Source organism: Kitasatospora sp. NPDC024654 (assembly GCF_055559155.1).
In genome coordinates this window covers 8328-33574 of sequence record NZ_JBVHLF010000048.1, presented here as the reverse complement: position 1 = coordinate 33574, position 25247 = coordinate 8328, and the positions used below count along the sequence as shown (strand labels likewise).

Below are 25247 nucleotides of genomic sequence, written 5' to 3'. Positions count from 1 at the left end.
TGCGCACCGCGATGGAGTGGATTCGTACCGTGTCCCAGCACGCCTTTGAGACCCAAGCCCCCGGGCGTCCCGCGGGGCGCCGGGGCCGACTGCGCCGGTTGCTCCCGCTGCTGGTCACCGGCTGGTTGCTGCTGGAGATCTGGCTGCTGGTCCAGGTCGCCGCGGTGACCGGCTGGTTCCTGGTGCTGGCGCTGCTGGTGGTCGGCGCGGCGCTCGGCGGCCGGCTGATCAAGCAGGCCGGCCGGCGGGCCTTCCGCGCCGCCACGGCGGCCTTCGAGCAGGGAACGGTGCCGGCGTCCGGTGCCGCCGAGACCGGCACCAGCCTGACCGTGCTGGCCGGTCTGCTGCTGATCCTGCCCGGCTTCCTGTCCGACCTGCTGGGGCTGACCCTGCTCTTCCCGCCGACCCGGGCGCTCTGGCGGATCGTCGGTCGCCGGGTGGCCGACAAGGCGCTGCGCACCCCGGCCGCCGCCGGCGACCCGTTCGCCGACGCGCTGCGGTTGCAGGAGCAGCTGCGGATCCATCGCCCGGACGGCAAGGTCGTCCAGGGCGAGGTGGTCGACCCGCCGGCTGGCCCGCGCGGCCCGCGTCCGCCGGCCGACCCGGAGCGTCCGCCGCTCAGCCGCTGAGGTCGACAGCACGGCGACACGACGAGGGGCCCTGATCCGAGATCGGATCAGGGCCCCTCGTCGTTGCCCGCCCGCGAGGGGCGGGCGGGCTCAGGCGCTCTTGCGGGTGTCGCGCGGGTGCACCGCGAGGTTCATCCCGCCGGAGCGGAGCACGGCCAGCCGCTCGGCCAGCACCTCCTCCAGCTCCTCGCGCGTCCGGCGCTCCATCAGCATGTCCCAATGGGTCCGGGTCGGCTTGGTCTTCTTCTCCTCCGGCTCGTCACCGTCGAGCAGGACGGCCTCGGTGCCGCAGAAGCGGCACTCCCACGCCGAGGGGATCTCCGCCTCGACGGAGAAGGGCACCTCGAACCGGTGTCCGTTCTGACATGCGTACTCGACGGTCTGGCGGGGTGCCAGATCGATGCCACGGTCGGTCTCGTAGCTAGTGGCGCCGAGTCGCGTGCCGCGGAGAGCTCGCTCGCTCATGAATCGTGCCTCCAGGGCTTATGGCCCACAGGACTAGTTGGTCGCTGTCTTCGTCGTTCGGTCAACGCTCGGCCGCCGACGAAGATTCCCGTCCCGGGACATGCGTCGTCTGTCGTGCCGCCCCTGTTTGTACCCATCTCCGTCCGATTTGTCACATCTGGAGCGGGATATCACCCTGAGTGTCACGAATTTCGCGCCCAGTGACCGATTGAGTTTTCCTTCCGGAGCGTACTGGGGGCATAGCCGAATTGGCCATTCCGTCCCGAGGTGGCGACGGCTGGCCGCGGGATGACCGCGCCGCCCGCTCACCAGAGGGGCGCGGGGTGCACCTGGCGCTCCTTGCCGAGCTCCACCCGGGTCGGTTGCGCCGCCTCCACGCCCACGGTGGGCTGGACCTGCGGCATCGGGGGCGCGGCCGCCTCCGTCCGGGTGTCGTGGTGCGGCAGCAGCGCGATCACGGCCTCCCGCAGCCGGCCGGAGGCCTCCTCGTCCAGCGGGTCGACGGTGGCGGGCACCTGGAGCCGGACCGGGGCGGCGTTGCCGATCCGGGCGTAGCCGCGGCCGGGCGGGGTCTGCGCGGCCGGTGCCAGGTCCAGTGGGACGCCGAGCGCGGCCCGCAGCTCGTCCGGGTCGGTGGTGCCGAGCACCACCCGGGCCCGGGCGGTGGCCCGGACGGCCGGGGAGATCCGCCCGACCGCCTCGACCGCGTCGGCCACCACCACGGTGACCCGGGCCGCCCGGCCGTGCCGAAGCGGCGCCTCCAGCAGGTCCTGCGGGTCCGGGCGACCCTCGGCCTGGGCCAGCTCGCTGAGCTCGGTGGGGTGGTCCAGCAGCAGCCAGAGCGGCCGGGTGACGTCGGGCGGGGCCGGCTGGCCCAGGTGCCGGGCGGCGTTCAGCGCGGAGATGCGGCGCTCGGTCTCCTCGGCCGCCCACTCCAGTGCGGCGAGCGTGCCGTGCAGGCTGGTCTCCACGGTGTGCACACCGGGCCGGTTGACCAGGCAGGCGTGCTCGCCGGTGCCGGCGCCGTCGATCACCATGAGGTCGCCGTGGACCAGCGCCTGGAGGGCGACGGTGCGCAGCAGGGTGGAGGTGCCGGAGCCGGCCGTGCCCAGCGCCAGCAGGTGCGGCTCGGCCGAGCGGGCCCCGGTGCGCCAGACCACCGGCGGCTGGTGGCCCGGGCCGCCGTCGTGGGCGACCGGGATCATCCGTTGAGTGGCCAGCTGGTCGGTGAAGCCGAGCACGATCTCGCCGGGGGAGGTCACCCAGTGCTGCGCGGGGACGTCGACCGGCAGCGGCGCCAGGGCGGTGACCTGGAGCTTGTTGCACTCCTGGTCCCAGTCGAAGCGGTACTCGCGGGTGCGGCCGGCCTTGCCCTGGATCACCTGCTCGATCCGGGTCCGGGCGGTCGGCTCGGTGTCGGCGAAGTGCGCCGGGTAGCTCAGCTCCAGCGCACCCAGCCGGCCGTCGTCGTCGAACTCCCAGCCGGCGAAGACGGCGCGGTAGCCGCCGCCCGGGCCGTACAGCGGGGCGGGGTCGTCCGGGGCCGCGAAGTACGGGGTGAGCGCGGCGTGCAGGGCGGTCAGTTTGAGGTCGGCGAGGTCCGGCTCGGGCTCCGGGACGGGCTTGGGCTCGCGTCCGGTCCAGGCGGCGCTGGCGACCAGGGCCAGCACGGTGAAGAGCGGGCCGTGCGGCAGGAGCGCGATGCTGACCAGCACGGCGGCGGTGAGCAGCGCGGCCGGGCCCCGGTGGTCCTCGGGGGTGGCGTCCCAGCGGGCCTTGGCCCAGCTGGCGTGCCGGCGCAGGCCGCGGGCGATCAGGGTGAGCGGGGCGAACATGTCGGCGGCGTGGTCGCCGGCGGTGCGGGCGAGGTCGCGGCCGCGGGTGAGGTGACGGTTGAGGGACATGGTCCTGACTCCCCGGGCGAGTGGGCGGGTGAAACAGGTCGGACCGGGGCGGTGGACCCGCTCCCGGGCCGGAGGGCCGGGCGGCGCGGGACCCACCGCGCGGTTCCGCGTCGCCACCCGGAACCGGCGCGGACCGGCAGGGGTCAGAACTTGATGCCGCCGACCAGGTTGGCCAGGCTGGCGCCGCCGGCCTGGATGCTCGGGGCGATCGCGGTGCCCGCCAGGTAGAAGCCGAAGAGCGCGCAGGTGATCGCGTGCGAGACCTTGAGCCCGTCCCGGCGGAAGAAGAGGAATGCGATGGTGCCGAACAGGACGATGCCGGAGATGGACAGGATCACGGGTCTGCTCCTCAAGGTGGGGGACAGGGCCGCTGCCGTGGGCCGGCGGCGGTGGGGCGGTCCGCGAGGCCGTGCACTGGAGAGTGTCACGGAGTGTGCCTCAATCCTGACAAAAAGTAATAGATGATGGAACGTGGCAAATGGGTGGTTCTCCGGGGAAGTCTCAGGCCGGCTGGGCGGTTTGGGTGCTCGAAGCCCCGGCGGCCCCGACGATCGCGGCTCTCCTCCGGAGCGGGTGTGGCGGGGGTGGTCGGCGAATGCCATCGGGAATTCGCTCGAACGGGGGCGCGAGTGCTCGCGCGGTGTGTCGCCTCGCGGTGGCCGGATCGCGGACAATCGCTGGCCCGGGTGGTCAGCGGGCGGTTAGCGTGCGGGGGCACGACCGTGGCGTCCGCGCACGCCGACCCTGACCGCCTCCAGTGAAAGGGCCGTGATGGCCGACTTCCCCGATGCCCAGAGCACCGCTGCCGACGAGCCGGACGAGGCCGAGTTGATCGAGCTGGCGGGCCGGATCTTCGACGCCGCCCGGGCCGGCGACCGTGCCTCGCTCGCCGCGTTCCTGGACGCCGGTGCTCCGGTCAACCTCTCGAACGACCGCGGTGACACCCTGCTGATGCTGGCCGCCTATCACGGCCATGCCGAGGCCGTCCGGCTGCTGCTGGAGCGCGGTGCCGAGCCGGACCGGGCCAACGACCGCGGTCAGACCCCGCTGGCGGGCGCGGTCTTCAAGGGTGCCGACGAGGTGCTCACCGCGCTGCTGGAGGGTGGCGCCGACCCGGCGGCCGGACAGCCGTCGGCGGTGGACACCGCCCGGATGTTCGGCAAGGACGAGCTGCTGGCCCGGTTCGCCGCGCGCTGAGCCCGGGCCCTCGGAGCCTGGGCCCCTCGAATCCCGGTAGTTCACCGTGGTTCGAACACCTGGCCGTATGCTTCACCCTTATGGAGCTGCGCACCCTTGGCTACGACCACCCCGACGCCGAGCTGCTGACCGCCGCGGTCCAGCAGGAGTACGTGCTGCGTTACGGCGGCATCGACACCACGGTGATGCACCCCTCGCACTTCGTCCCGCCGCACGGCCTCTTCGTGGTGGCCTACCTGGACGGCGCGCCGGTCGCCTGCGGCGGCTGGCGCGCCAAGGACGGCGACGGTCCCGGTCTGCGGGACGGCGATGCCGAGCTGAAGCGGATGTTCGTGGTGCCCGAGGCCCGTGGCCGGGGGTTGGCCCGGGCGATCCTGCGCGATCTGGAGAGCTCCGCCGCCGCGGTCGGCCGCCGCCGGGTGGTGCTGGAGACCGGCACCGAGCAGCCGGAGGCGGTCGCCCTCTACGCCTCCGAGGGTTACCGTCCGATCACCAAGTTCGGCGTCTACCGGGAATCCCCGCAGAGCATCTGCCTGGGCAAGGAGCTGGGCCCTGCCTGACCGGCCGTCCGGCCATCGCGCCGGAATTCGGTGCAATATTGCTGCGGATTTTCGCGTAACCTTTTTGGACACGTCCTCCGATCGGCTGGTTACGTGACTGGGCACGGTGAATTCTGCTTACTCCGGACGTGGGGTGCTACCCGCAGAGTGGGGAAAACGGTGAGCCGGGCCGCCGGATTGGGCTAGCGTCATCCCCGCTGCGTCAAAGAGTGGCCACCGGAGTCGTCCGGGCCGCTCACCATGCCCTTCTGCGATTTCCCGGGAGACACCGTGCACGAGACATGCCAAGCGGAAAGCAGTGCGCCCACGGGTGCGCCGGCCGCCGACGGCCTCCAGCGTGTGGTGAACGTACTCGCCGAATTCCCCGGCCAGGGCGCCGGCGGGAATCACGGCATGGCCGACCGCTTCGCCGCGGTGGCCGATTTCTGTCGGGCGGTGGACGATGCGCCGGACGCGCTGGTGGTCCACAGCGCGGCCGAGGATGGGTGGAGCACCGAGCGGATCCAAGGCGCCGGCTACCATGCCCGCCTGCAGCGCGCGCTGACCGCCGACCAGCCGGCCGTCGGGGCGACCCGGTGAGCGGGGCGCAGGTGCTGGCGTCGCGGAACGCGCACGTGTTGCGCTGCCCGACCCGCTGGAGCGACGTGGACGAGAACGGGCACATCAACAATGCCCGGCTGGTCGGCTACATCCAGGAGGGAATCTACGACCTCTTCCACCATCACGCGAAGGCGGTCCGGGCCTCGCTCTTTCCGGACGGATTCCTGATCGCCCGGCACGAGATCGATTATCTGGAACAGTTGCACCACCGGCCGGAACCGCTGCAGATCCGGCTCGTGGTGGAACGGCTCGGCCGGAGTTCCGCACACGTTCGAGTGGAGGTCTGCCGGGGCTCGTCCGTCTACATGCGGGCGCGGACCGTGGTGGTGGCCCGGGATCGGGCCTCGGGGCGCTCGCGGAAACTGAGCCAGTCCGAGCGTTGTTTTCTCTCCGACTATCTGACGGTCGGTTCGCAGTCGGGCCAGGTGCCGCACGGCGCGGTTCCGCCGCAGGTCCGCCCGCGTCTGGTCTCGCCGCAGGCGCGTCCGGACCAGACCCATCCGGGGCAGCCGCACCCGGGTCAGACCCACTCGGGTCAGCCGCATCCGTCGCGCAAGATCCCGCTGCCCAGCCGGCTGCCCGCCCGGGTGCTCTGCCGAGCCTGAACCGCGCGCTGCCGGGCCCGCTTACCACGGGCCCGGTAGCAGGGCGTGTCCCGTGGTTCCCGCCGCGCGCTGATCCGAGGTGGAGCACGGGACACGCCCCAGCCCGCTCAGCCGACCACGGCCTGCGCGTCGATCTCGACCAGCATCGCCTCGTGCGGCAGTTCGACGGAGACCGTGGTGCGACAGGGCTTCACCCCGTCGGGCCCGACGTGTGTGGCGATGAACTCGGCGTAGGCCTCGTTCATCGCCGCGAAGTCGGAGCGCCGGGTCAGGAAGACCCGGAACATCACCACGTCCTCGATGCCGGCGCCGGCCGCCTCGACGATCACCCGGACGTTCTCCAGGGTGCGCCGGGTCTGCGCCGCGACATCGCCCGGGTGCAGGTACGCGCCGGTCGCCGGGTCCTGCGGACCCTGGCCGGAGACCTGCAGGATCGGGCCCTTCCGGAGGCCCTGGGAGAAGCTCCAGGCCGGGGCGGGGGGCACCGGTGGTGCGGATCTCGGTCCTGTCGCTCATGCGGGTCCGTTCTCGGGTGGGGGTGGACGGGTCAGGGGGCACCGCAGTCGGTGGAGATCCCGGCGGCGGTCGCGCGCAGGTGCGGGAGCAGCTCCAGCACCTGCTCGTAGGGCAGCACCAGGTCCGGCACCGAGACCGAGACGGCGGCCACCACCCGCCCGGTGGCGTCCCGGACCGGCGCGGCCAGGCAGTTCATGAACGACTCGTGCTCGGCGTGGTCCTGCGCCCAGCCCTGCTCGGCGACCGTGTCCAGCTCGGCCAGCAGCGCCTGCGGGGTGGTCAGCGTGCGGGCCGTGAACGGGGTGAGGTCGAGCGCGGAGACGATCCGCCGACGCTCCTCCGGCGGCAGGTCGGCCAGGAGGACCTTGGCGACCGCCGCACAGTGCAGCGGCACTGGCAGGCCGATCCGCGAGTACATCCGCACCGGCTGCCGGGAGTCGTACTTGTCGATGTACACCACCTCGCCGCCCTCGCGGGCGGCCAGGTGCACGGTCTGGCCGGTGGTCGCGTTCAGTTCGGCCAGCCGCGGGGCGGCGACCCGGCGGACCGGGCGCTGCTCCAGGGCGCGGCTGGACAGCGCGAAGAGCCCGGCGCCCAGGTGGTAGCGGTAGTCGGCGTCCCGGTAGACCAACCGGGCCTCCTCCAGGCTCTGCAGCAGGCGCAGCGCGGTGGTCTTGTGCACCTGGAGCAGCGCCGCGAGCTGGTCGAGCGAGCGCTCGCCCTCGGCCAGCTCGCCGAGCAGGGTGAGCGCGCGGCTGACGGTCTGACTCATCGCTCTCCCGAGCTCTCCTGGCCAGCTCTCCTGGTCGTTGACCCTCGATGCGGCCCATGCTAGAACAGCGGCAGCAACATGCGCAAAGATCGTTGCACATAGTGCAACGTTGGGAGTGGTGGTGGCGATGCGGCAGAGTGCGACGGCCGGCACGGGGATCGATCGGGACCGGGTGGCGGCGCTGGCCGAGGAGCGCTTGGACTGGCGGTTCAAGGCGGTGCCGCCGGCCGGCTGGGGACGCACCGTCACCGAGTACCTGGCCACCGGCCCGGCCCTGGACGAGCTCGGTACCCCGCTGCTCACCCTCGACGCCGCCGCGCTGGAGCACAACCTGCGAACCATGGCCGCCTGGTGCGCCACGGCCGGGGTCCAGCTCGCCCCCCACGGCAAGACCACCATGGCGCCGGCCCTCTGGCAGGCCCAACTCGACGCCGGTGCCCGCGCGGTGACCCTGGCCAACCTCAGCCAGCTGCGGGTCGCCCGGGCCTTCGGGGTGCGCCGGGTGGTGATCGCCAACGCGCTGCTCGACCCGGCCGGACTCGCCTGGCTGGCCGCCGAGCTGGACGCCGATCCGGAGTTCGAGGTGTGCTCCTGGGCGGACTCGGTGGAGTCCGTCCGGCTGATGGACGAGGCGCGCCGGGCCGCGGGCGCCCGTCGGCCGGCCGACGTCCTGGTCGAACTCGGCGGACCGGGTGGCCGCACCGGTGTCCGCGACCTGGCGACCGCCGAGGCGGTGGCACGGGCGGCGCGCGCCGCGCCGACCCTGCGGCTGGTCGGGGTCGGCGGCTACGAGGCCGCGCTGACCCACGACGCCACACCCGGCGGGCTGGCCACCGTCGAACGCTACCTGGAACGGCTGGTCGAGCTGCACGACCTGCTGCGCGCCGCCGGCCTGTTCGACCAGGCCGAGCGGGTGGTCGTCACCGCCGGCGGCAGTGCCTACTTCGACCAGGTGGCCCGGCTGCTCGCCCCGCTCGCCCGGGCCCACCCGGACCTCGACGTGGTGCTGCGCTCCGGCGCCTACCTGGCCCACGACGACGGCTTCTACCGCGCCATCTCCCCGCTGGCCCGCGGCGCCGGCGAACCGCTGCGCTCGGCGCTGCACGGCTGGGCCCGGGTGATCTCGCGGCCCGAGCCGGGGCTCGCCCTGCTGGACGGCGGAAAGCGCGACTTCCCGTACGACGAGGGGCTGCCCGAGCCGCAGGCGGTCCGTGGGCCGGACGGCCTGCGCCCGCTGTCCGGACACGTCAGCGCCGTCAACGATCAGCACGCCTTCCTGCGCGGGGCCGAGGTCGAGGTGGGCGACGTGGTCCGGCTCGGCGTCTCGCACCCGTGCACGGCCTTCGACAAGTGGACGCTGATCCCGGTGCTGGACGACGCCGCGAGCCCGCGGCCCCGGGTGGTCGATCTGGTGCGGACCTTCTTCTGACGGCCGACTGATGGCCGACCTGGTGTTCCGCGCGGCCACCGTCGTGGACGGCAGTGGTGCTGACCGGTTCCGGGCCGACGTCGCGCTGTGCGACGGCCGGATCGCCGAGCTGGGCGAAGGCCTGAGTGGACGTCAGGTCATCGACGCCGGGGGGCTGGTGCTCGCGTCCGGCTTCATCGACATGCACGCCCACTCCGATCTCGCGCTGCTGACCGATCCGGTCCATCCGTCCCGGACCACCCAGGGGGTCACCACCGAGGTGCTCGGCCAGGACGGCCTCTCCTACGCGCCGGTGGACGACCGCACGCTCCCCGCGCTGCGCCGTCAACTCGCGGGCTGGAACGGCGATCCGCCCGGCCTGGCGTGGAACTGGCGGTCGGTCGGCGAGTACCTGGACCGGCTGGACGCGGGCAGCGCGGTGAACGCCTGCTACCTCGTCCCGCACGGAACGCTGCGGATGCTCGCGCTCGGTTGGGACGATCGCCCGCCCACCCCGGGCGAGTCGGACCGGATGTGCGAACTCCTGGCCCAGGGACTGGCGGAGGGCGCGGTGGGGATGTCCAGCGGGCTGAGCTACCCGCCGGGGATGTACGCCGACACCGACGAACTGGTCGCGCTCTGCGCGGTGGTGGCCGCACACGGCGGCTACCACTCGCCGCACCAGCGCTCCTACGGCGCCGGTGCGCTGGCCGGCTACGCCGAGATGGTGGAGATCTCCCGGCGCTCCGGCTGCCCGCTCCACCTGGCCCACGCCACCATGAACTTCGGCGTCAACCAGGGCCGGGCGGGCGAGCTGCTGGAGCTGCTCGACCGGGCGATCGCCGACGGCTGCGACCTCACCCTGGACAGCTACCCCTACCTGCCCGGCTCCACCACACTGGCCGCCCTGCTGCCGAGTTGGGCCGCCGAGGGCGGCCCGGAGGCCACCCTCGCCCGGCTCGCCGACCCGGCCGCCCGGGAGCGGATCCGGCACCAGCTGGAGGTCACCGGCAGCGACGGCTGCCACGGCGTCGTCGCGGACTGGGCGGTCGTGCAGATCTCCGGCGTGCGCCGGCCGCGGCTGGCCGGCGCGGTCGGCGCCACCGTCGCCGAACTGGCCGCCGCCCGCGGGCAGTCCGGCACCGAGGTCTTCCTCGACCTGTTGCGCGAGGACGAGTTGGGGACGACCGTGCTGCAACACGTCGGGCACGAGGAGAACGTCCGCGCGATCATGCGCCACCCCGTGCACACCGCGGGCAGTGACGGCCTGCTGGTCGGCGCCCGCCCGCACCCCCGGACCTGGGGCACCTTCGCCCGTTACCTCGGCTACTACGGGCGGGAGTTGGGCGTGCTCACGCTGGAGCAGGCGGTGGCCCGGATGACCGGCCGACCGGGCCGCCGGCTGCGGCTGCGCCGGCGCGGGCTGATCCGCCCCGGCCACCACGCCGATCTGGTGCTCTTCGAGCCGGAAACGGTCCGGGACACCGCGACCTTCGAGCACCCGCGCCGGCCGGCCGCCGGGATGCGCCACGTCTACGTCAACGGCAGCGCCGTCCTGGCCGACGGCCGCCTCACCGGCGCCCGCCCCGGCCGGGCCCCGCGCCGCACCGACCGGGGGACCGCTGCCCGCTGAGCTCAGAACTTCGCCAGGAAGCTGTCGGCGATCACCTGGTAGCCGGCGTCGTTGGCGTGGATGTCGCCGCGGGACATGTTGGTCCAGGTCAGGATGCGCTGCACGTTGAGCGGCAGCTGCTGCCCGTCCAGCGGTACCAGCGGCAGGAAGGCGTTGGTCCCGAACGCCTTCGCGACATCGGCGGTCGGTACCCCGTGCAGCGCGTCCACGACGCCCAGGGTGGTGTTCATGGCGTCCGCCAGCGGCACCGAGAGGCCGGCCAGCAGCTTGCCCTCGGCGCCGGTGGTCCAGGCCGCGAGGAAGGGGTCGTAGAGGTTCATCCCGACGATCTCGGTGCGCGGTCCGGCGGCGGCCCGCAGCCGGTCCAGGATGGTCGCGAGGTCCCTGCCGGTGGTGGCGATGCCGTCCGCCGCGCAGGTCAGGTCGAGGCTGCCGCCGGTGGCGCAGCCGTCCACGTCGTTGGCGCCGATGTCCAGGGTGACCGTCACCCGGTCGGGCCGGTGTTCCTCGAGGTAGGAGACGGCCGCGTCGAGCTGCGCCCCGGCGTACGGGTGCGGGTAGGGGCAGCCGCCGTCCAGCATGGTGCCGGTGGTCTCGCCCGGGCAGCCCAGGTCGGTGAAGGAGAAGCCCTGGCCGGCCGCGGTGGCTCTGGCCCGCAGGGTTCTCGCCAGGTCCTGTGCGTAGCCGTGGCCGATCTCGCTGCCGCCACCCGGCAGGGTCTGGTAGCCGGCCGCCAGCGAGTCGCCGAGGGCCAGGTAGTAGCGAGTGGCGGGGGCGGCCGCCGAAGCCGGGGCCGCGGCGGTGCCGAGCAGGGCGGTGCCGAGCAGGGCGGCACCGGCCGCGCGACGTATCCGGCGGGACTGAGCTGACGTCATGAACCCTCCCTGGGCCGGCCCCGCGGCTGGCCCGGACGGCGGCGCGCGGGGCGAACCCGCAGAGGCTACTGCTCGGTAGTGCGACTGGACAGCGCTTGGACCGGATTCGTTGCGCGGCGCGGTGTGCGACGGCCGGGTCGGGATGGTGGTCTCCAGGTGCGGGTGCAGGGTGAAGCCCTGACGCGGGTTGGCGCCCCCGCCGGTCCGCTCACCGACCACCACCGCGCGTCCCAACTGCTGGAGGTCGTGAGCGAGTTCCTCGCCGCCGGAGCAGGGCCGAGCCGCCGGCGCGGGGCCCGGAGCGACGGCGAGGAGCGCACGGCTCCGCGAAAGCGTCACAAAATGAGACGCCTAGCGGGGAGAGGGGGCCCGGTGGCACGCCGTGAGTGCCACCGGGCGGGGTCGGCTAGCGGGCCTGGATCAGACCGAGCGCGATCAGGTCGTCCAGCGGCTCGACCACGCTGCAGGTGCCGAAGGCGGTGAACGCGGCACGTACCGCAGAGATCTGACGCGCAGTCAACTCGGATGCGGCGGCTGCCATCTCCTTGCCATCGCGCTCGGCGAGCAGGGCCCGCGGGTCGCCGCCGGTCAGTGCCGCGTGGGTGGCCAGCAGCACGTTGAGGAAGCCGTGGTGCTCGAAGCCGGTGGCCGGGTCGGCGTGCCGCGCGGCGTGGTGCAGCCCGGCGGTGCACTTGAACGGTAGTCCGCGCTCGACGCACCCGGTCACGAAGGCGGCCAGCTCCGGCTCGGTCGGGAACGCGGCGGCAGCGGTGCCGCCGGTGCGGAACTTGGCCCGGTACGGCGTGCCGGCCAGCACGTCCAGTGCCCCGGGCAGGTCCGGATCGCGCGGGATCTCGACCGCGCCGGAGGCCCCCGCCGGCAGGAGCCGCTCGAAGGCGGCCACCACCCGGCGCACCCCCTCGGCGGGCGCCACCCCGGGGTCGGCCGCGACCTCGGCGCCGGCCACCCGCAGTCGGGGCTCGGCGGCCACCGCCTCCAGCGCCGGGGCCAGCCCGGTGCTGCCGGCGGGCACGATCACGCCGATCGCCAGCGGTTCGTCCACCAGCTCCAACAGTGCGCCGAGCGCTCCCGCGCCGCAGAGGAAGGGGCCGACCAGCTCGGCGTACCAGGCCGTCCGGTGCGTCCGGTGGGCCGGTACGGCCTGCGGCAGCGGCAGCTCCCCGGGCGGGAAGATCGCCGCGTCGTCGCAGAGTCCGGTGAAGAGCGGCGGTACAGCGCTCGGGTTGGTGGTCAACGTCCCGTCCTTCGGTCGCACGGCGGGAGCACGCCCATGTGCCCCCGTGGCGAGCCTGCCGCAGTGCGACCGGGCAGGCAAGGGGGGTCCGGCTCCGTGGGGCGCCGGAGAGGGGGAGGAGAGGGGGAGGGGACACGCCCCCGTCCGGAGGAACGTCCCCGGCGGGTGGCGGCGCGCGCGGTACGTCTATCCGCGGGCGCCCACCCGGGGCGCCGTGCCACCCAGGAGGTATGTCGTGCGACGACGTCTTGCTGTCACCGGTGCCGTCGGCGCCCTGCTCGCGGCCGTGGCCTGGCCGGCCGGCGCGGTGGGCGAGGCGAACGCCCTGGCCGTCGGCGCGGCCGGCACGGTGGCGCAGGACGGCACGGTCACCCTGTCGGGCAGCTACCGCTGTGCGCCCTCCGCGGCCACCGGCGAGGTCTTCGTCAGCAGCAAGCTCAAGCAGGGCGCGGCCGAGCAGAGCATCGGCGGCACGGTGGCCACCTGCGACGGGCTCGACCATCCCTGGACCAACAGCGAGCGCGCCGACCAGCTGAACGCGGTGCCCGGCCCGGCCGAGGTCGAGGCCACGCTATTGAACCTGGACATGTCCAGCGGGCTTCCGCTGCCGCAGTTCCTGGCCGTCGGACGACAGTCCATCACACTCTCCCAAGGGAATTGACGGACAGTCAGGAATTCGGGCCTCGGCCGGACGGTCGGACGACCGCCCGGCCGAAGTCTGTCGGTCGCCGGAACCGCGGTAGGGGGCAGGGGTCGCTGGGGGGAATTACCGGCCCGTGAATCGCCCTCCGGACGGCCTGCCGGGAAAGCTCAAATCATCCTCAACCTATTGGTCCAGACTGTTGCCCGCCCTTTGCCAGGCGCTCTTGATCACGCTGTTGACCTGCGGGTGTACCGAATATCGGACACCACATGCCAATTCCGCCGCGCTGTGCTATGCGCTCATCCGAAGGTAACTATTCGGCCATAGGGGCTTTGCAGAGGCCTAATCCGCGGTTAGCGTTTGCGCACTCTCACTCCGCCATCCTTGAAGAGGGTTCCCCACATGGCAGTTGTTGACAAAATATCGCCGTCCATCGGGTCAGGTACCAAGCTCCGTCGTGACATCGGCCTGATCGGTCTGATGTGGGCGTCGGTCGGCTCGATCATCGGGTCCGGCTGGCTCTACGGGGCCAAGAACGCAGTCGTGGCCGCCGGCCCCGCGGCGATTATCTCGTGGGGGATCGGGGCCGTCGCGGTCGTGCTCCTGGCGCTGGTCCACGCCGAACTCGGTGGCCTCTTCCCGGTCGCCGGTGGTACCGCCCGGTACCCGCACTACACCTTCGGCGGCCTGGCCGGAATGTCGTTCGGCTGGTTCTCCTGGCTGCAGGCGGCGACGGTGGCGCCGATCGAGGTCGAGGCCATGATCGGTTACGCCGGTCACTGGTCCTGGGCGACCGGCTTCCAGCACGCCAACGGCACGCTGACCACTTCGGGCTTCGTCGTCGCGGTGGTCCTGATGGGCGTCTTCGTGGCGGTGAACTTCCTCGGGGTGCGCCTGCTGGCCCACACCAACAGCGCCGCCACCTGGTGGAAGGTCGCCATTCCGTTGGCGACGATCTTCATCCTGGCGGTCACCCACTTCCACGCCGGCAACTTCACCTCGCACGGCTTCGCGCCGTTCGGTGCCAAGGGTGTGCTGGCCGCGATCAGCACCAGCGGCATCATCTTCGCGCTGCTCGGCTTCGAGCAGGCGATCCAGCTCTCGGGTGAGAGCAAGAACCCCAAGAAGGACATCCCCCGCGCGGTCATCGGCTCGGTCTTCATCGGTGCCGTGATCTACACCCTGCTGCAGGTCGTCTACATCGGTGCGCTGCCCGGCGCCTCCTTCGCCAAGGGCTGGGCCAACCTGGCCTACCAGGGCATCAGCGGCCCGTTCGCCGGTCTGGCCACCGTGATCGGGCTCGGCTGGCTGGCCTGGGTGCTCTACCTGGACGCACTGGTCTCGCCCGGCGGCACCGGCCTGATCTACACCACCTCCACCTCGCGCATCTCCTACGGCCTGAGCCGCAACGGCTACGCCCCGCGGGCCTTCGAGAAGACCGACTCGCGCGGTGTGCCGTACTTCGGCCTGGTGATGTCCTTCGTCACCGGTGTGATCTGCTTCCTGCCCTTCCCGAGCTGGCAGCAGCTGGTCAGCTTCATCACCTCCGCCTCGGTGCTGATGTACGCCGGTGCGCCGCTGGCCTTCGGGGTCCTGCGCAAGCAGCTGCCGAACCGGGAGCGCCCGTACAAGCTGCCCCTCGGTGAGATCGTCTCCCCGGTCTCCTTCGTGGTCGCGAGCCTGATCATCTACTGGTCCGGCTGGACCACCCTGTGGCGCCTGGGCCTGGCGATCGTCCTCGGCTACGTGCTGCTCGGCTCCTACGCCGCGTACGCGATCGCCAAGAACCTGCCGAACGCCCCGCGGATGAACTGGAAGGCCGCCCAGTGGCTGCCGGTCTACCTGCTCGGCATCGGCGTGATCTCCTACTTCGGCCAGTTCGGTGGCACCAACACCATCCCGCTCTGGGTGGACATGGGCGTCATCACCGCCTTCTCGCTGGGGATCTACTACTGGGCCCGGACGGTCGCCCTGCCCGCCGAGGAGATCGAGCGGAACATCGAGGACGTCGAGGTGGTCGACGAGGGCGGGCACTGATCCCGCGCTCCTGACCAGCCGCCTCCGCGGGGTCCCCCACGGCCTGCTGAGGATCGGGCGCATCGCCGGCAACGGCGGTGCGCCCGACGGCGTTGGAGCCCGGCCGGCGGCACGTACCATGCGGTCATGAGCACCCATGCGATACCCGAGGGCGTCGGCCGCACCGCCATCGGCGTGGCCCGGGCCCGGGCGGTGGAGAGCCGCCGCCCCGACCGGCTGTTCGACGATCCGTACGCGGCGGCCTTCGTGACAGCCGCCGACGGCGAGGTCCGCGAGCGCAGGCCCGGCGAGGTCTCGCCGGGGCTGATCGCGATGGCCCGCCATCTGGTGGTCCGCACCCGGTTCTTCGACGACTTCCTGCTGGCGGCCGCCGCCGACGGTTGCCGGCAGGTGGTGATCCCGGCGGCAGGCCTGGACACCCGGGCCTACCGGCTCAACTGGCCGGCCGACGTGGTTTGTTACGAGATCGACCTGCCCGAGGTGCTGGCCTTCAAGGAACGGGTGCTGGCCGAGCGGGCGGCGGAGCCGGTGGCTCGCCGGGTGGCGCTGGTGGCGGACCTGCGGGAGGACTGGCCGGCCGTGCTGACCGGGGCCGGCTTCGACCCCGCCGAGCGCAGCGCCTGGCTGATCGAGGGGCTGCTGATCTACCTGGAGTCGGCCGAGGTGGCCCGGCTGCTCGGCCAGGTCGGCGAACTCGCCGCCCCCGGTAGCCGGTTGGCGCTCACCCACGGTCCCGGCCGGCGGGACGAGTCGCCGCGTGACCGGGGCGAGCTGGCCCCCGAGCTGGCTCCGGTGGCGAAGCTCTGGAAGGGCGGGCTGGCCGAGGACCCGGTGCCCTGGCTGGGGCGGCACGGTTGGCGGGCGGTCCGGCACGACCGCGCCGAGGCCGCCGTCTCCTACGGCCGGCCGGTCGACTACGTCTCATCCCAGCGCAGTTTCGTCACCGCCGAGCGACTGCCGGCGGTGACGAGTAACTGACCCGACTCAGTTGCCGCCGGGGAGCGGGCGCTCCTCCTCCACCAGGTCGCGGAAGTGCTCCAGATCGGCCCGGACCGTCCGCTCGATGGCGTCGGACTGGGCGAAGCCGTGCGGTCCGCCGAAGCAGGAGCGGACCGCGTCCGGGTCGTACTCGATCCGGACCTGGAGCCGGGTGCTGCCGGCGTCGAGCGGCATGAGCGCGAAGGTTCCGTTCAGATGGGCACCGTTCAGGGTCCGCCAGGTCATCACCTGGTTGCCGCCGCGGTCGGCGATCTCGGTCTCGAACACCTGCTCGTGGTCGCCCACCTCGATGTCCAGGTGGGCGCGGTGCCCGCCGTGCGCGTGGGCGTGCAGCACCCCGTCGACGAACCGCGGGTACTGGTCGACCCGGTGCAGTTGCTCCCAGGCCACCTGGACCGGGACGGCGACGTCGATCTGTTCTTCCAGCGTGCTCATCCTGGGCCTCCTGGGCCGCTCACTCCTGCTCCTCGATCGGGTCGCCCTCCGCCCGGGACTCGTCCTGGGCGTGCATGACCTGCTCGGAGGTCGCGCCCTCCTCAGGCACCTCGGGCTCCTCCTGGTCCGGGCGCTCCGGGCTCACCGTGGACATGGCCACCTCCCTGGGTCGCTATCTCCAGCCTGCTCCTTCGCACGGGGGCGGGCAAACCCGCGGCGGCCCGCTCAGCCGGTGGTGAGGTCGGCCAGGGTGTCCCAGAACAGCTGCTCGTAGCTCTGCAGCAGCCGTCCGTAGCGGCGTCCCTCGGCGATCAGCTCCGGACCCGGTCCGGCGGCGGCGACCACCGCGACCGCCTCCTCTTCCAGTTCGGGCACGGGCGTGGCGAAGAAGTCGAAGAAGGCGCAGCCGGCGTCGTCGAAGTCGTAGTTCCGGCGCAGCGCCCGCGCGGTCGCCGCGCAGTAGCCGCTCCAGGTCGCGAAGTTGGCGGCCAGCGCGAGCACCACGGCGGCCGGCTCGCCGTTCAGCGCCAGCCCGGCCAGGCAGCCCGGGTAGGCCTGGCAGCCGGCCAGTGGCTCGCGGGCCCGCAGCGCGGCCTCGTCCAGACCGCAGGCGGCGGCGAAGCCGGGCAGCGCCGCCAGGGCCAGTGACTCGCCCTCGGCGAGCTTGGCGAAGTAGTCACCGGCCGGCGAGTCGGCGCAGCGAGCGGCCAGCACCAGGAAGCTCCGCCGGTCGCTGGTGATGATCCGGTGCTGCTGCGCGGCGAGTTCGGCGAGCACCGGCAGCGGCGCGCCGCCCTGCTCCAGCAGTGGGATCAGCCGGTTGTCCGACTCACCTGGCGCCAGGTCCCGGCGGATGCTCAGCAGGGCTTCACGGGCGGGGGAGTTCATCGGCTGCGGCCTCCTCGGTGGCTGCGGGACGTGACCCGGTCAGCCTAGGTTCCTCCAGCGGCCCGCCCGGCGAAGCTGCCTGACGTGTCGTCAGAACACCGACCAGCCGGTCGCGGTGGTGAAGGCGTCCAGCGCGGCGACCCCGCCCACCGAGTTGCCCGCCCGGTCCAGTGCCGGACCCCAGGCGCAGATCGTGCCCTTGCCCGGGATGATCGCCAGGATGCCGCCGCCCACGCCGCTCTTGCCCGGCAGGCCGACCCGGAAGGCGAACTCGCCCGCCGCGTCGTAGGTGCCGCAGGTCAGCAGCACGGCGTTGATCCGCTTGGCGTCACTGCGTGAGAGCAGCCGGCTGCCGTCCGCGCGCAGCCCGTGTCGGGCCAGGAAGAGGCCGGCCAGCGCGAGGTCGCGGCAGCTCGCGGCGATCGCGCAGTGCGCGTAGTAGTGGCCGAGCACCGCCTCGACCGGGTTCTCCAGGTTGTCGTAGCTGGCGATGAAGTGGGCCAGCGCGGCGTTGCGGTGGCCGTGTGCGGCCTCCGAACCGGCCACCACCGGGTCGGTGTCCAGCAGTGGGTTGCCCGACTCGGCGCGCAGGAACTCACGGACCGACCGGCCGGCGTCCCCGGTCAGTGTGAGCAGGTGGTCGGTCACCACCACGGCGCCCGCGTTGATGAACGGGTTGCGCGGGACGCCCAGTTCGGACTCCAGCTGGACCAGCGAGTTGAACGGGGTGCCGGACGGCTCGCGGCCCACCCGGTGCCAGATCGCCTCGCCGCCGGTGGCCATCGACAGCGCCAGCGTGAAGAGCTTGGAGACGCTCTGGATGGAGAACGGCTGCTCCCAGTCGCCCGCGCCGTACACCTCGCCGTCCACGGTGGCCAGCGCCAGGCCGAAGCTCTTCGGGTCGGCCGCGGCGAGCGCCGGTATGTAGTCGGCGACCCGGCCGGTGCCGAGCACCGGGCGGGCGGCGTCCAAAGCGCGCTGGAGTTCGAGCTGGTAGTCCATATCGACATTCTGCACGGACTCCGTCGGGCCCGATCACGGTGGTCCGGCCCGGTCCGGTCGGGCTCCGGGCCCGCCTCGGCCGCGCTGCGCCGGCCCGGCGGCTGCGGCAGACTGGGAGGCGTGCCGGAGCTGCCCGAGGTCGAAGCGCTCAGCGCGTTCCTGACCGAGCGCCTGGTCGGGCGCCGCATCGGCCGGATCCACCAGGTGGCGATCAGCGCGCTCAAGACCTACGACCCGCCCCTCCAGGCGCTGGAGGGGCGGGATGTGGCCGCGGTGGGCCGACGCGGCAAGTTCCTGCTGCTGACCGCCGACGGGCCGCTGCACCTGGCCGTCCACCTGGCCAGGGCCGGCTGGCTGCGCTGGCGGGACGACCTGCCGGCGCTGCCGCCGAAACCCGGCAAGGGCCCGCTCGCGCTGAGGCTGCTGCTGGCCGACCCGCCCGGCGCCGGGTTCGACCTGACCGAGGCGGGCACCCAGAAGCGACTGGCGGTGTACGTCGTGGCCGACCCGGCCCAGGTGCCCGGGATCGCCCGGCTCGGCCCGGACCCGCTGGACCCCGGCTTCACCGAGCAGGACTTCGTCGAGCTGCTGCGCGGCGAACGGCGGCAGCTCAAGGGCGTGCTGCGGGACCAGGGCGTGCTGGCGGGGGTCGGCAACGCCTACTCGGACGAGGTGCTGCACGCGGCCCGGATGTCCCCGTTCAAGATCGCCGACCGGCTGACCGAGGACGAGGCCGCCGATCTGTACCGGGTGCTCGGCAGCACCCTGCGGGAGGCCGTGGAGCGCTCGCGCGGGCTGGCCGCCGGCGAGCTGAAGGCGGAGAAGAAGACCGGTCTGCGGGTGCACGGGCGCACCGGGCAGCCCTGCCCGGTCTGTGGCGACACCATCCGCGAGGTGTCGTTCCGGGACTCCGCGTTGCAGTACTGTCCGACCTGCCAGACCGGCGGCAAGCCGCTCGCCGACCGGCGGCTCTCCCGGTTGCTCAAGTGACGGACCGCGCAGGAGTAGTCGTTCCGCGCACCGGGTAGGGCAGCGTCGTCCGTCCACCGCACCGACCCTGCCAGGAGCCGCCCCATGCCCGCCGCCCTCAGCCACGATCGCGGATCCACCGACACCCCGCTGCTGACCGGGACCATCGGGGCCAACCTGGACCGCACGGTGGCCGTGTTCGGCGACCGCGAGGCGCTGGTCGACCTGCCGAGCGGGCGGCGCTGGACCTACCGCCAACTCGCCGACGAGGTGGATGTGGTGGCCCGCGGGCTGCTCTCGCTCGGGGTTCGCACCGGCGACCGGGTGGGGGTCTGGTCGCCCAACTGCCCGGAGTGGGTGCTACTGCAGTACGCCACCGCCCGGATCGGCGCCATCCTGGTCAGCATCAACCCGGGCTACCGGACCCACGAACTGGTCTACGTGCTACGGCAGTCCGGCGTCCGGACGGTGGTGGCGACGCCCTCGTACAAGACCTCCGACTACGCGGCGATGCTCGCCGAGGCCCGCCCGCAGTGTCCCGAGCTGCGCGACGTACTGCTGCTCGGCGAGGACTCCTGGACGGCGCTGACGGCGGCCGGTCGGGCCGGCGACCCGTCCCAGCCGGCGGCCGTCGCCGCCGAGTTGAGCCCGGACGACGCGATCAACATCCAGTACACCTCCGGCACCACCGGGTTCCCCAAGGGTGCCACCCTCTCGCACCGCAACATCCTCAACAACGGCTACTTCGTCGCCGAGCTGCTCAACTACACCGAACAGGACCGGATCTGCGTGCCGGTGCCGTTCTACCACTGCTTCGGGATGGTGATGGCCAACCTGGCGGCCACCTCGCACGGTGCCTGTCTGGTGATACCGGCCCCCTCGTTCGACCCCGCGGCCACCCTGGCCGCGGTCGCCGCCGAGCGCTGCACCTCGCTGTACGGCGTACCGACCATGTTCATCGCCGAGTTGAACGATCCGTCGTTCGCCGAGCACGACCTTTCGGCGCTGCGCACCGGCATCATGGCCGGCTCGCCCTGCCCCGCCGAGGTGATGCGGCAGGTGATGGACCGGATGGGCATGCGCGAGGTGGCGATCTGCTACGGGATGACCGAGACCTCGCCGGTCTCCACGCAGACCCGGCCCGAGGACAGCTTCGAGCAGCGGGTCGGCACGGTCGGCCGGGTCGGCCCGCACCTGGAGGTCAAGGTGACCGACCCGGCCACCGGCCGGACCGTCCCGCGCGGCACGGCGGGCGAACTGTGCACCCGCGGCTACTCGGTGATGCTCGGCTACTGGGACGAGCCGGCCAGGACCGCGGAGGTGGTGGACCCGGATGGCTGGATGCACACCGGCGACCTCGCGGTGATGGACGACGACGGTTTCCTGGCGATCACCGGCCGGATCAAGGACATGGTGATCCGCGGCGGCGAGAACGTCTACCCGCGCGAGATCGAGGAGTTCCTCTACACCCACCCCGACATCCTGGACGCCCAGGTGATCGGCGTGCCGGACGAGAAGTACGGCGAGGAGCTGATGGCCTGGGTCCGACTGCGGCCGGGCGCGGCGGAGTTGACCGCCGAGACGCTGCGCGCGTGGTGCACCGGCCGGTTGGCGCACTACAAGATCCCGCGCTACGTGCACCTGGTGGAGACCTTCCCGATGACGGTCACCGGCAAGGTCCGCAAGGTGGAGATGCGTGAGGCGGCGCTCCGGCTGCTGGCGGAGCAGGCGGTGAGCGGCGACTGAAAGTATCCGGTTGATGACAGTGGGTCAACTGTGGAATCATCCCTTCCGTTCAGCTCGATCCCATCCCCGGGGGGACGGTCGCCATGGACCACCCGTCAAGCTTCCGCCGGCTCGTCGCCGCCGGACCGGCCCAGGTCTTCGCCCACCTCCCCGACGAGGCCGCCACCTGGGGTTGGGCGAACTGCGGGCTGGTGCTGCACGAGGACCGGGCGCTGCTGGTCGACACGCCGTACACGCCCGCGCTCACCGAGCGGATGCTGGCCCGGGTCGAGCAGCGGCTGCCCGGGACGCGGGTGGACGAGGTGGTGATCACGCACGCCAACGGTGACCACTGTTGGGGCCTGCGGGCGCTGCCGGCGGACGTGCCGGTGATCGCCACCGAGGCCACCGCGCACGCGTTCTGCCACGAGCCGGGCCCCGAGCGGGTGGTGGCGCTGCTGGAGCGGACCGACCCGGCGTCGGAGCTCGGTGGGTACCTGCGCGCCAACTTCCCGTTCGACTTCGCCCAGGTCCGGCTGCGCACGCCCGACCGGACGTTCAGCGGGACGTCGTCGCTCCGGCTCGGCGCCACCGAGGTGCGGCTGATCGAGGCCGGGGCCGGCCACTCCGCGGGCGATCTGCTGGTGCACGTACCGGAGCTGGCGACGGTGTACGCCGGGGACGTGCTCTTCGTCGGGCACCACCCGGTCACCTGGGCCAGCCTGACCGGCGCCATCGCGGCGCTGGACACCCTGCTCGGGCTGGCGGCGGGGATCATCGTGCCCGGGCACGGCCCGGTCTGCGGGCCGGCCGAGGCGGAGCGAATGCGCGGCTACTTCGAGCTGCTGGGGGCGCACGCCGAGCGGAGCCACGCCCGCGGCCTGTCGCCGCTGGAGGCCGCCCGGCGGTTCGTGCCGCCCGCCTTCGCCGCCGGCTGGCGACTGCCCGAGCGGATGGTGGTCACCATCGCCGCGCACTACCGGGAGCTGGACGGGGACCGGGCGGCGCCGGACATGATCGCGCTGATGGCGGACTGCGCCCGGTACGCCGCCTCGGCGCCCGCGCTCCCCGGGCCGCGCCCGGCCGACACGGCCCCCGCGCTCGCCGAACGGCCCCGGTGATCAGCGCCCGGGCGCGGCGGCGCGGGCCGCCAGGGCGGCGGGCAACGGCTCGTAGCGCAGGTGGCCGCGGGTGAACGAGCCGGTCCCGTGCGAGAGCGAGCGCAGGTCCACCGCGTAGCGGGTCAGCTCCAACTCCGGCACCTCGGCCCGCAGCAGGCTCCGGCCGGGCCCGGCGGAGTCCGTCCCGAGCACCCGGGCCCGCCGGACCGACAGGTCGCTGAGCACCGAGCCCAGGTACTCGTCCGGCACCAGCACGGTCACCTCGGCCACCGGCTCCAGCAACTGGACGGTGGTCCGGGTGGCCGCGTCGCGCAGCGCCAGCGCGCCCGCGGACTGGAAGGCGGCGTCCGAGGAGTCCACCGAGTGCGCCTTGCCGTCCACCAGGGTGACCCGGACGTCCACCAACGGGTGGTCGTCCACCACACCGTGCTCCAGCTGGGCCCGGACACCCTTCTCCACCGAGGGGATGAAGTGCCGCGGCACCGCCCCACCGACCACCTTGTCCACGAACTCGAAGCCACCACCGGCCGGCAGCGGCTCGACCAGCAGGTCGCAGATGGCGTACTGGCCGTGCCCGCCGGACTGCTTGACCAGCCGGCCGTGCCCGGTGGCCGGCCCGGCGAAGGTCTCGCGCAACGCCACCTGGTAGGGCACCTGTTCCACCTGCACCCCGAACAGGGCGCCCAGCTGATGCAGCACCACCCCGGCGTGCGCCTCCCCGGTACACCAGAGCACCAGTTGGCCGGTCGCGGCGTTCTGCTCGACCCGGACCGTCGGATCCTGCGCGGTCAGCCGGGACAGGCCCTGAGACAGCTTGTCCTCGTCGCTGCGGCTGCGGGCCTTGACGGCGATCGGCAGCAGCGGCTCGGGCAGGCTCCACGGCTCGACCGGCCCGGCGCCGCCGCGTTCGGAGAGGGTGTCGCCGACCCGGGCCGTGCCGAGCTTGCCGACACAGACCAGGTCGCCCGCGACGGCCACCGGAACCGGGCGCTGCTGTTTGCCGAACGGGCTGGTCAGCCCGGCGATCCGGTCGTCCGAGGGCTCGTGCCCGGGAGAGTCCTCCGGCCCGACCGGCCGGTCCGGAGCGGCGACGTGCACCAGGGTGTCCGGGCGCAGCGTGCCGGCGAACACCCGGACCAGGCTGAGCCGGCCCACGTACTGGTCGCCGCTGTTCTGGATCACCTGGGCGGCCAGCGGGGCCGTCGGGTCGCAGGCCAGCTTGTCGGCCGGCGGGGCCTGCCGGTCGGTGGGGGCGGGGAAGGAGGAGACGATCAGGTCGAGCAGGTCGATCGTGCCGGTGCCGTCCTCGGTGATCGGCAGCACCGGGTGCAGCGCGTCGTGCAGCACGGCGCCGCGCAGCCCGCGGGTGAGCGTGCCCGGGTCGAGCGTCTCGCCGCCGAGGTAGCGCTCCAGCAGCTCGTCGTCCTCGCCGGCGATCGCCTCCACCAGGCGCTCCCGGGCCGGACCGGTGTCCGGGGCGGGCTCGGCCTCGCCGTGCGTCTCGCCGGAGAGCAGCTCGACGGTGCCGCGGACCTGGCCGTGGTTGAGCACCGGCAGGTCGAGCGGCTGCACCGAGTCGGGCCGGCCCTCGCCGAAGGCCTCCTGGCAGGCCGCCAGCACCTCGTGGAAGTCGGCTCGGGCCGCGTCCATATGGGTGACGGCGATGGCGCGCGGCAGCCCGGCATCGGCGCACTCGCGCCACAGCGCCAGCACCGGCGCGGTCACCGGTTCGGTCGCGGAGACCACGAAGACCGCGCCGTCGGCGGCCCGCAGCGCGGCCCGCAGCTCGCCGGCGAAGTCCGCGTGGCCGGGCGGGTCGAGCAGATTGATCTTGACGCCGTGCCACTCGACCGGGACCAGCGCGAGGCGCACCGAGCGCTGCTGCTGGTGCTCGATCTCCTCGTGGTCGGAGACCGTGCTGCCGTCCGCCACCCGGCCGGCCCGGGTCAGCGCGCCGGCGGCCAGCGCCAGCGACTCCGTCAGCGTGGTCTTGCCGGAGCCGCTGACCCCGACCAGGACCACGTTGCGCAGCTGCTCGGGGCGGTCGGCGGCGGGCGCCCGTCCGACCGCCCCCGCTCGGGACGTACCTCGTTCGGACATCGCAGACCTCCACCGACGGCACCGGGGAACCTCGTGCTTCGAGCTTTCGTGCTTCGAGCTTTCCACCGGGGGCGCTACCGGTCCACCCGGTGGGCGGCCGCCGGGGGAGCACGCCGGGCTCAGTAGAGGAACGGCAGCAGGCGCTTGGTGCGCTGTCGGTACTCCGCGTACTCGCCGCCGAACGAGTGCAGCAGCAGCGACTCCTCGGCCTCGATCCGGCGGTGGTAGGCGGTGAACAGCAGCCCGGCGGCGAGCAGCACGGCCAGCCAGCTGCCCAGGCCGAGCGGGTAGCCGGTCCAGACCAGCAGGCTGCCGCAGTAACCGGGGTGCCGGATCAACCGGTACGGGCCGCGGCGCACCACGTGCTGGTCGGCGCTGGTGCGCAGGGTGCGGGTGTAGAAGCGGCCGAGGGTGCGCATACCCCAGGCGCGCAGCCCCAGACCGGCGGCGATCAGCACCACCCCGAGCCAGCGGCCCGCGGCCGGCACGGGGGTGACCGAGGCGGTGCTGAGACCGACCGTGACCAGCACCACCAGCAGGTAGCACGCCAGCAGCAGGACGGTGCTGCCACGGTCGGCGCCGTCGGCGTGCCAGTCGGCGGCGTTGGCGTCCTCCCGGCGGCGGAGCAGCAGCTCGTACGCCACCCAGAGCAGTAGCCCGAGGATCGAGAGGAGGCCGGGGAGGGACATGGCGACTCCTTGCTGGCGGTGCGGCGGCCGCTCTGCTGTCACCGTCACACGGGGTGTTCCCGCTGTCCAGGGCGCTGGACGGCCCCGCGGAAGGCCCCGGGTGCGCCCGGCGCGGGGGGGGGGGGGGGGGGGGGGGGGGGGGAGGGGAGGGGGGGGGGGGGGGGGGGGGGAGGAGGGGGGGGGGGGGGACTTTGCCGGCCCCTCCCCCGCGCCTGAAGGA

26 protein-coding genes are annotated in these 25247 nt (G+C 73.2%); 13 read left to right on the top strand and 13 right to left on the bottom strand.

The window, feature by feature from the left end; all coding sequences use genetic code 11:
* Positions 1 to 29 precede the first annotated feature (29 nt).
* Positions 30 to 629 (top strand): FxsA family membrane protein, encoded by a 600-nt coding sequence (gene fxsA / locus ACZ38L_RS25415; RefSeq protein ID WP_465697426.1) that lies wholly within the window; start codon positions 30 to 32, stop codon positions 627 to 629.
* Between the two features lie 90 nt (positions 630 to 719).
* Here the strand turns inward: fxsA and ACZ38L_RS25410 are convergent, their stop codons facing one another.
* From ACZ38L_RS25410 to ACZ38L_RS25400, 3 genes are all read right to left on the bottom strand, one after another.
* The gene (locus ACZ38L_RS25410; RefSeq protein WP_035795456.1) at positions 720 to 1094 is read right to left on the bottom strand and encodes an RNA polymerase-binding protein RbpA; all 375 of its coding nucleotides are present in this window, start codon (positions 1092 to 1094) and stop codon (positions 720 to 722) included.
* A 305-nt stretch (positions 1095 to 1399) separates the two neighbouring features.
* On the bottom strand, positions 1400 to 2998 hold the full coding sequence (locus ACZ38L_RS25405) for an nSTAND1 domain-containing NTPase (RefSeq protein WP_465697424.1): 1599 nt from the start codon (positions 2996 to 2998) through the stop codon (positions 1400 to 1402).
* A 143-nt stretch (positions 2999 to 3141) separates the two neighbouring features.
* On the bottom strand, positions 3142 to 3336 hold the full coding sequence (locus tag ACZ38L_RS25400; protein ID WP_465697422.1) for a hypothetical protein: 195 nt from the start codon (positions 3334 to 3336) through the stop codon (positions 3142 to 3144).
* Between the two features lie 433 nt (positions 3337 to 3769).
* Here ACZ38L_RS25400 and ACZ38L_RS25395 point away from each other — a divergent pair, with 433 nt between their 5' ends.
* The 4 genes from ACZ38L_RS25395 (at position 3770) to ACZ38L_RS25380 (ending at position 5960) form a co-directional block, all read left to right on the top strand.
* Positions 3770 to 4195, top strand: coding sequence for an ankyrin repeat domain-containing protein (locus tag ACZ38L_RS25395; RefSeq protein WP_396562713.1), 426 nt, complete (start codon positions 3770 to 3772; stop codon positions 4193 to 4195).
* Positions 4196 to 4275: 80 nt separating this feature from the next.
* Positions 4276 to 4755, top strand: coding sequence for a GNAT family N-acetyltransferase (locus ACZ38L_RS25390; protein WP_465697419.1), 480 nt, complete (start codon positions 4276 to 4278; stop codon positions 4753 to 4755).
* Between the two features lie 270 nt (positions 4756 to 5025).
* The gene (locus ACZ38L_RS25385; RefSeq protein WP_465697417.1) at positions 5026 to 5334 is read left to right on the top strand and encodes a hypothetical protein; all 309 of its coding nucleotides are present in this window, start codon (positions 5026 to 5028) and stop codon (positions 5332 to 5334) included.
* Positions 5331 to 5960 carry an acyl-CoA thioesterase gene (locus tag ACZ38L_RS25380; protein WP_465697416.1) on the top strand — a complete coding sequence of 210 codons (630 nt, stop codon included), beginning with the start codon at positions 5331 to 5333 and terminating at the stop codon, positions 5958 to 5960. The genes ACZ38L_RS25385 and ACZ38L_RS25380 overlap by 4 nt, the downstream gene beginning before the upstream one ends.
* A 107-nt stretch (positions 5961 to 6067) precedes the next feature.
* Here the strand turns inward: ACZ38L_RS25380 and ACZ38L_RS25375 are convergent, their stop codons facing one another.
* Together ACZ38L_RS25375 and ACZ38L_RS25370 are read right to left on the bottom strand one after the other, a co-directional pair.
* Positions 6068 to 6445 (bottom strand): RidA family protein, encoded by a 378-nt coding sequence (locus ACZ38L_RS25375; RefSeq protein ID WP_465697414.1) that lies wholly within the window; start codon positions 6443 to 6445, stop codon positions 6068 to 6070.
* 62 nt (positions 6446 to 6507) lie between these two features.
* Positions 6508 to 7248 (bottom strand): IclR family transcriptional regulator, encoded by a 741-nt coding sequence (locus ACZ38L_RS25370; RefSeq protein WP_465697412.1) that lies wholly within the window; start codon positions 7246 to 7248, stop codon positions 6508 to 6510.
* Positions 7249 to 7375: 127 nt separating this feature from the next.
* On the opposite strand from ACZ38L_RS25370, the gene ACZ38L_RS25365 reads away from it, so the two are divergent.
* Together ACZ38L_RS25365 and ACZ38L_RS25360 are read left to right on the top strand one after the other, a co-directional pair.
* A complete protein-coding gene (locus ACZ38L_RS25365) occupies positions 7376 to 8677 on the top strand; it encodes a type III PLP-dependent enzyme domain-containing protein (protein ID WP_465697410.1) in 1302 nt (433 codons plus the stop codon).
* A 10-nt stretch (positions 8678 to 8687) separates the two neighbouring features.
* Entirely contained in the window at positions 8688 to 10289 is a 1602-nt protein-coding gene (locus ACZ38L_RS25360; RefSeq protein ID WP_465697408.1) for an N-acyl-D-amino-acid deacylase family protein, read from the top strand.
* Positions 10290 to 10291: 2 nt separating this feature from the next.
* On the opposite strand, the gene ACZ38L_RS25355 is transcribed toward ACZ38L_RS25360, so the two are convergent.
* Positions 10292 to 11164 (bottom strand): SGNH/GDSL hydrolase family protein, encoded by an 873-nt coding sequence (locus tag ACZ38L_RS25355; RefSeq protein ID WP_465697406.1) that lies wholly within the window; start codon positions 11162 to 11164, stop codon positions 10292 to 10294.
* 406 nt (positions 11165 to 11570) lie between these two features.
* Entirely contained in the window at positions 11571 to 12419 is an 849-nt protein-coding gene (locus tag ACZ38L_RS25350) for a hypothetical protein (protein WP_465697404.1), read from the bottom strand.
* Positions 12420 to 12654: 235 nt separating this feature from the next.
* On the opposite strand from ACZ38L_RS25350, the gene ACZ38L_RS25345 reads away from it, so the two are divergent.
* The 3 genes from ACZ38L_RS25345 (at position 12655) to ACZ38L_RS25335 (ending at position 16077) form a co-directional block, all read left to right on the top strand.
* Positions 12655 to 13080 carry a DUF6299 family protein gene (locus tag ACZ38L_RS25345; RefSeq protein ID WP_465697402.1) on the top strand — a complete coding sequence of 142 codons (426 nt, stop codon included), beginning with the start codon at positions 12655 to 12657 and terminating at the stop codon, positions 13078 to 13080.
* A 384-nt stretch (positions 13081 to 13464) separates the two neighbouring features.
* Positions 13465 to 15099, top strand: coding sequence for an APC family permease (locus ACZ38L_RS25340; RefSeq protein WP_465697400.1), 1635 nt, complete (start codon positions 13465 to 13467; stop codon positions 15097 to 15099).
* Positions 15100 to 15225: 126 nt separating this feature from the next.
* The gene (locus ACZ38L_RS25335; protein ID WP_465697398.1) at positions 15226 to 16077 is read left to right on the top strand and encodes an SAM-dependent methyltransferase; all 852 of its coding nucleotides are present in this window, start codon (positions 15226 to 15228) and stop codon (positions 16075 to 16077) included.
* A 6-nt stretch (positions 16078 to 16083) separates the two neighbouring features.
* Here the strand turns inward: ACZ38L_RS25335 and ACZ38L_RS25330 are convergent, their stop codons facing one another.
* The 4 genes from ACZ38L_RS25330 to ACZ38L_RS25315 form a co-directional block, all read right to left on the bottom strand.
* The gene (locus ACZ38L_RS25330; protein ID WP_465697396.1) at positions 16084 to 16533 is read right to left on the bottom strand and encodes an SRPBCC family protein; all 450 of its coding nucleotides are present in this window, start codon (positions 16531 to 16533) and stop codon (positions 16084 to 16086) included.
* Between the two features lie 19 nt (positions 16534 to 16552).
* Positions 16553 to 16687: a hypothetical protein gene (locus ACZ38L_RS25325; RefSeq protein WP_465697394.1), complete on the bottom strand. Its 135-nt coding sequence runs from the start codon at positions 16685 to 16687 to the stop codon at positions 16553 to 16555.
* A gap of 71 nt (positions 16688 to 16758) precedes the next feature.
* Entirely contained in the window at positions 16759 to 17421 is a 663-nt protein-coding gene (locus ACZ38L_RS25320; RefSeq protein ID WP_465697392.1) for a transcriptional regulator, read from the bottom strand.
* Between the two features lie 90 nt (positions 17422 to 17511).
* A complete protein-coding gene (locus ACZ38L_RS25315) occupies positions 17512 to 18423 on the bottom strand; it encodes a glutaminase (RefSeq protein ID WP_465697390.1) in 912 nt (303 codons plus the stop codon).
* A gap of 120 nt (positions 18424 to 18543) precedes the next feature.
* On the opposite strand from ACZ38L_RS25315, the gene ACZ38L_RS25310 reads away from it, so the two are divergent.
* From ACZ38L_RS25310 to ACZ38L_RS25300, 3 genes are all read left to right on the top strand, one after another.
* Positions 18544 to 19413, top strand: coding sequence for an Fpg/Nei family DNA glycosylase (locus tag ACZ38L_RS25310; RefSeq protein ID WP_465697388.1), 870 nt, complete (start codon positions 18544 to 18546; stop codon positions 19411 to 19413).
* Between the two features lie 84 nt (positions 19414 to 19497).
* Positions 19498 to 21138: an AMP-binding protein gene (locus ACZ38L_RS25305; RefSeq protein WP_465697386.1), complete on the top strand. Its 1641-nt coding sequence runs from the start codon at positions 19498 to 19500 to the stop codon at positions 21136 to 21138.
* An 83-nt stretch (positions 21139 to 21221) separates the two neighbouring features.
* Positions 21222 to 22238 carry an MBL fold metallo-hydrolase gene (locus ACZ38L_RS25300; RefSeq protein WP_465697384.1) on the top strand — a complete coding sequence of 339 codons (1017 nt, stop codon included), beginning with the start codon at positions 21222 to 21224 and terminating at the stop codon, positions 22236 to 22238.
* Here ACZ38L_RS25300 and ACZ38L_RS25295 read toward each other — a convergent pair whose 3' ends face one another.
* Complete coding sequence (locus ACZ38L_RS25295) at positions 22239 to 24338, bottom strand: elongation factor G-like protein EF-G2 (RefSeq protein ID WP_465697382.1); 2100 nt, start codon at positions 24336 to 24338, stop codon at positions 22239 to 22241.
* 119 nt (positions 24339 to 24457) lie between these two features.
* Positions 24458 to 25027, bottom strand: a complete 570-nt coding sequence (locus ACZ38L_RS25290) for a methyltransferase family protein (protein WP_465697380.1) — start codon at positions 25025 to 25027, stop codon at positions 24458 to 24460.
* Positions 25028 to 25247 lie beyond the last annotated feature (220 nt).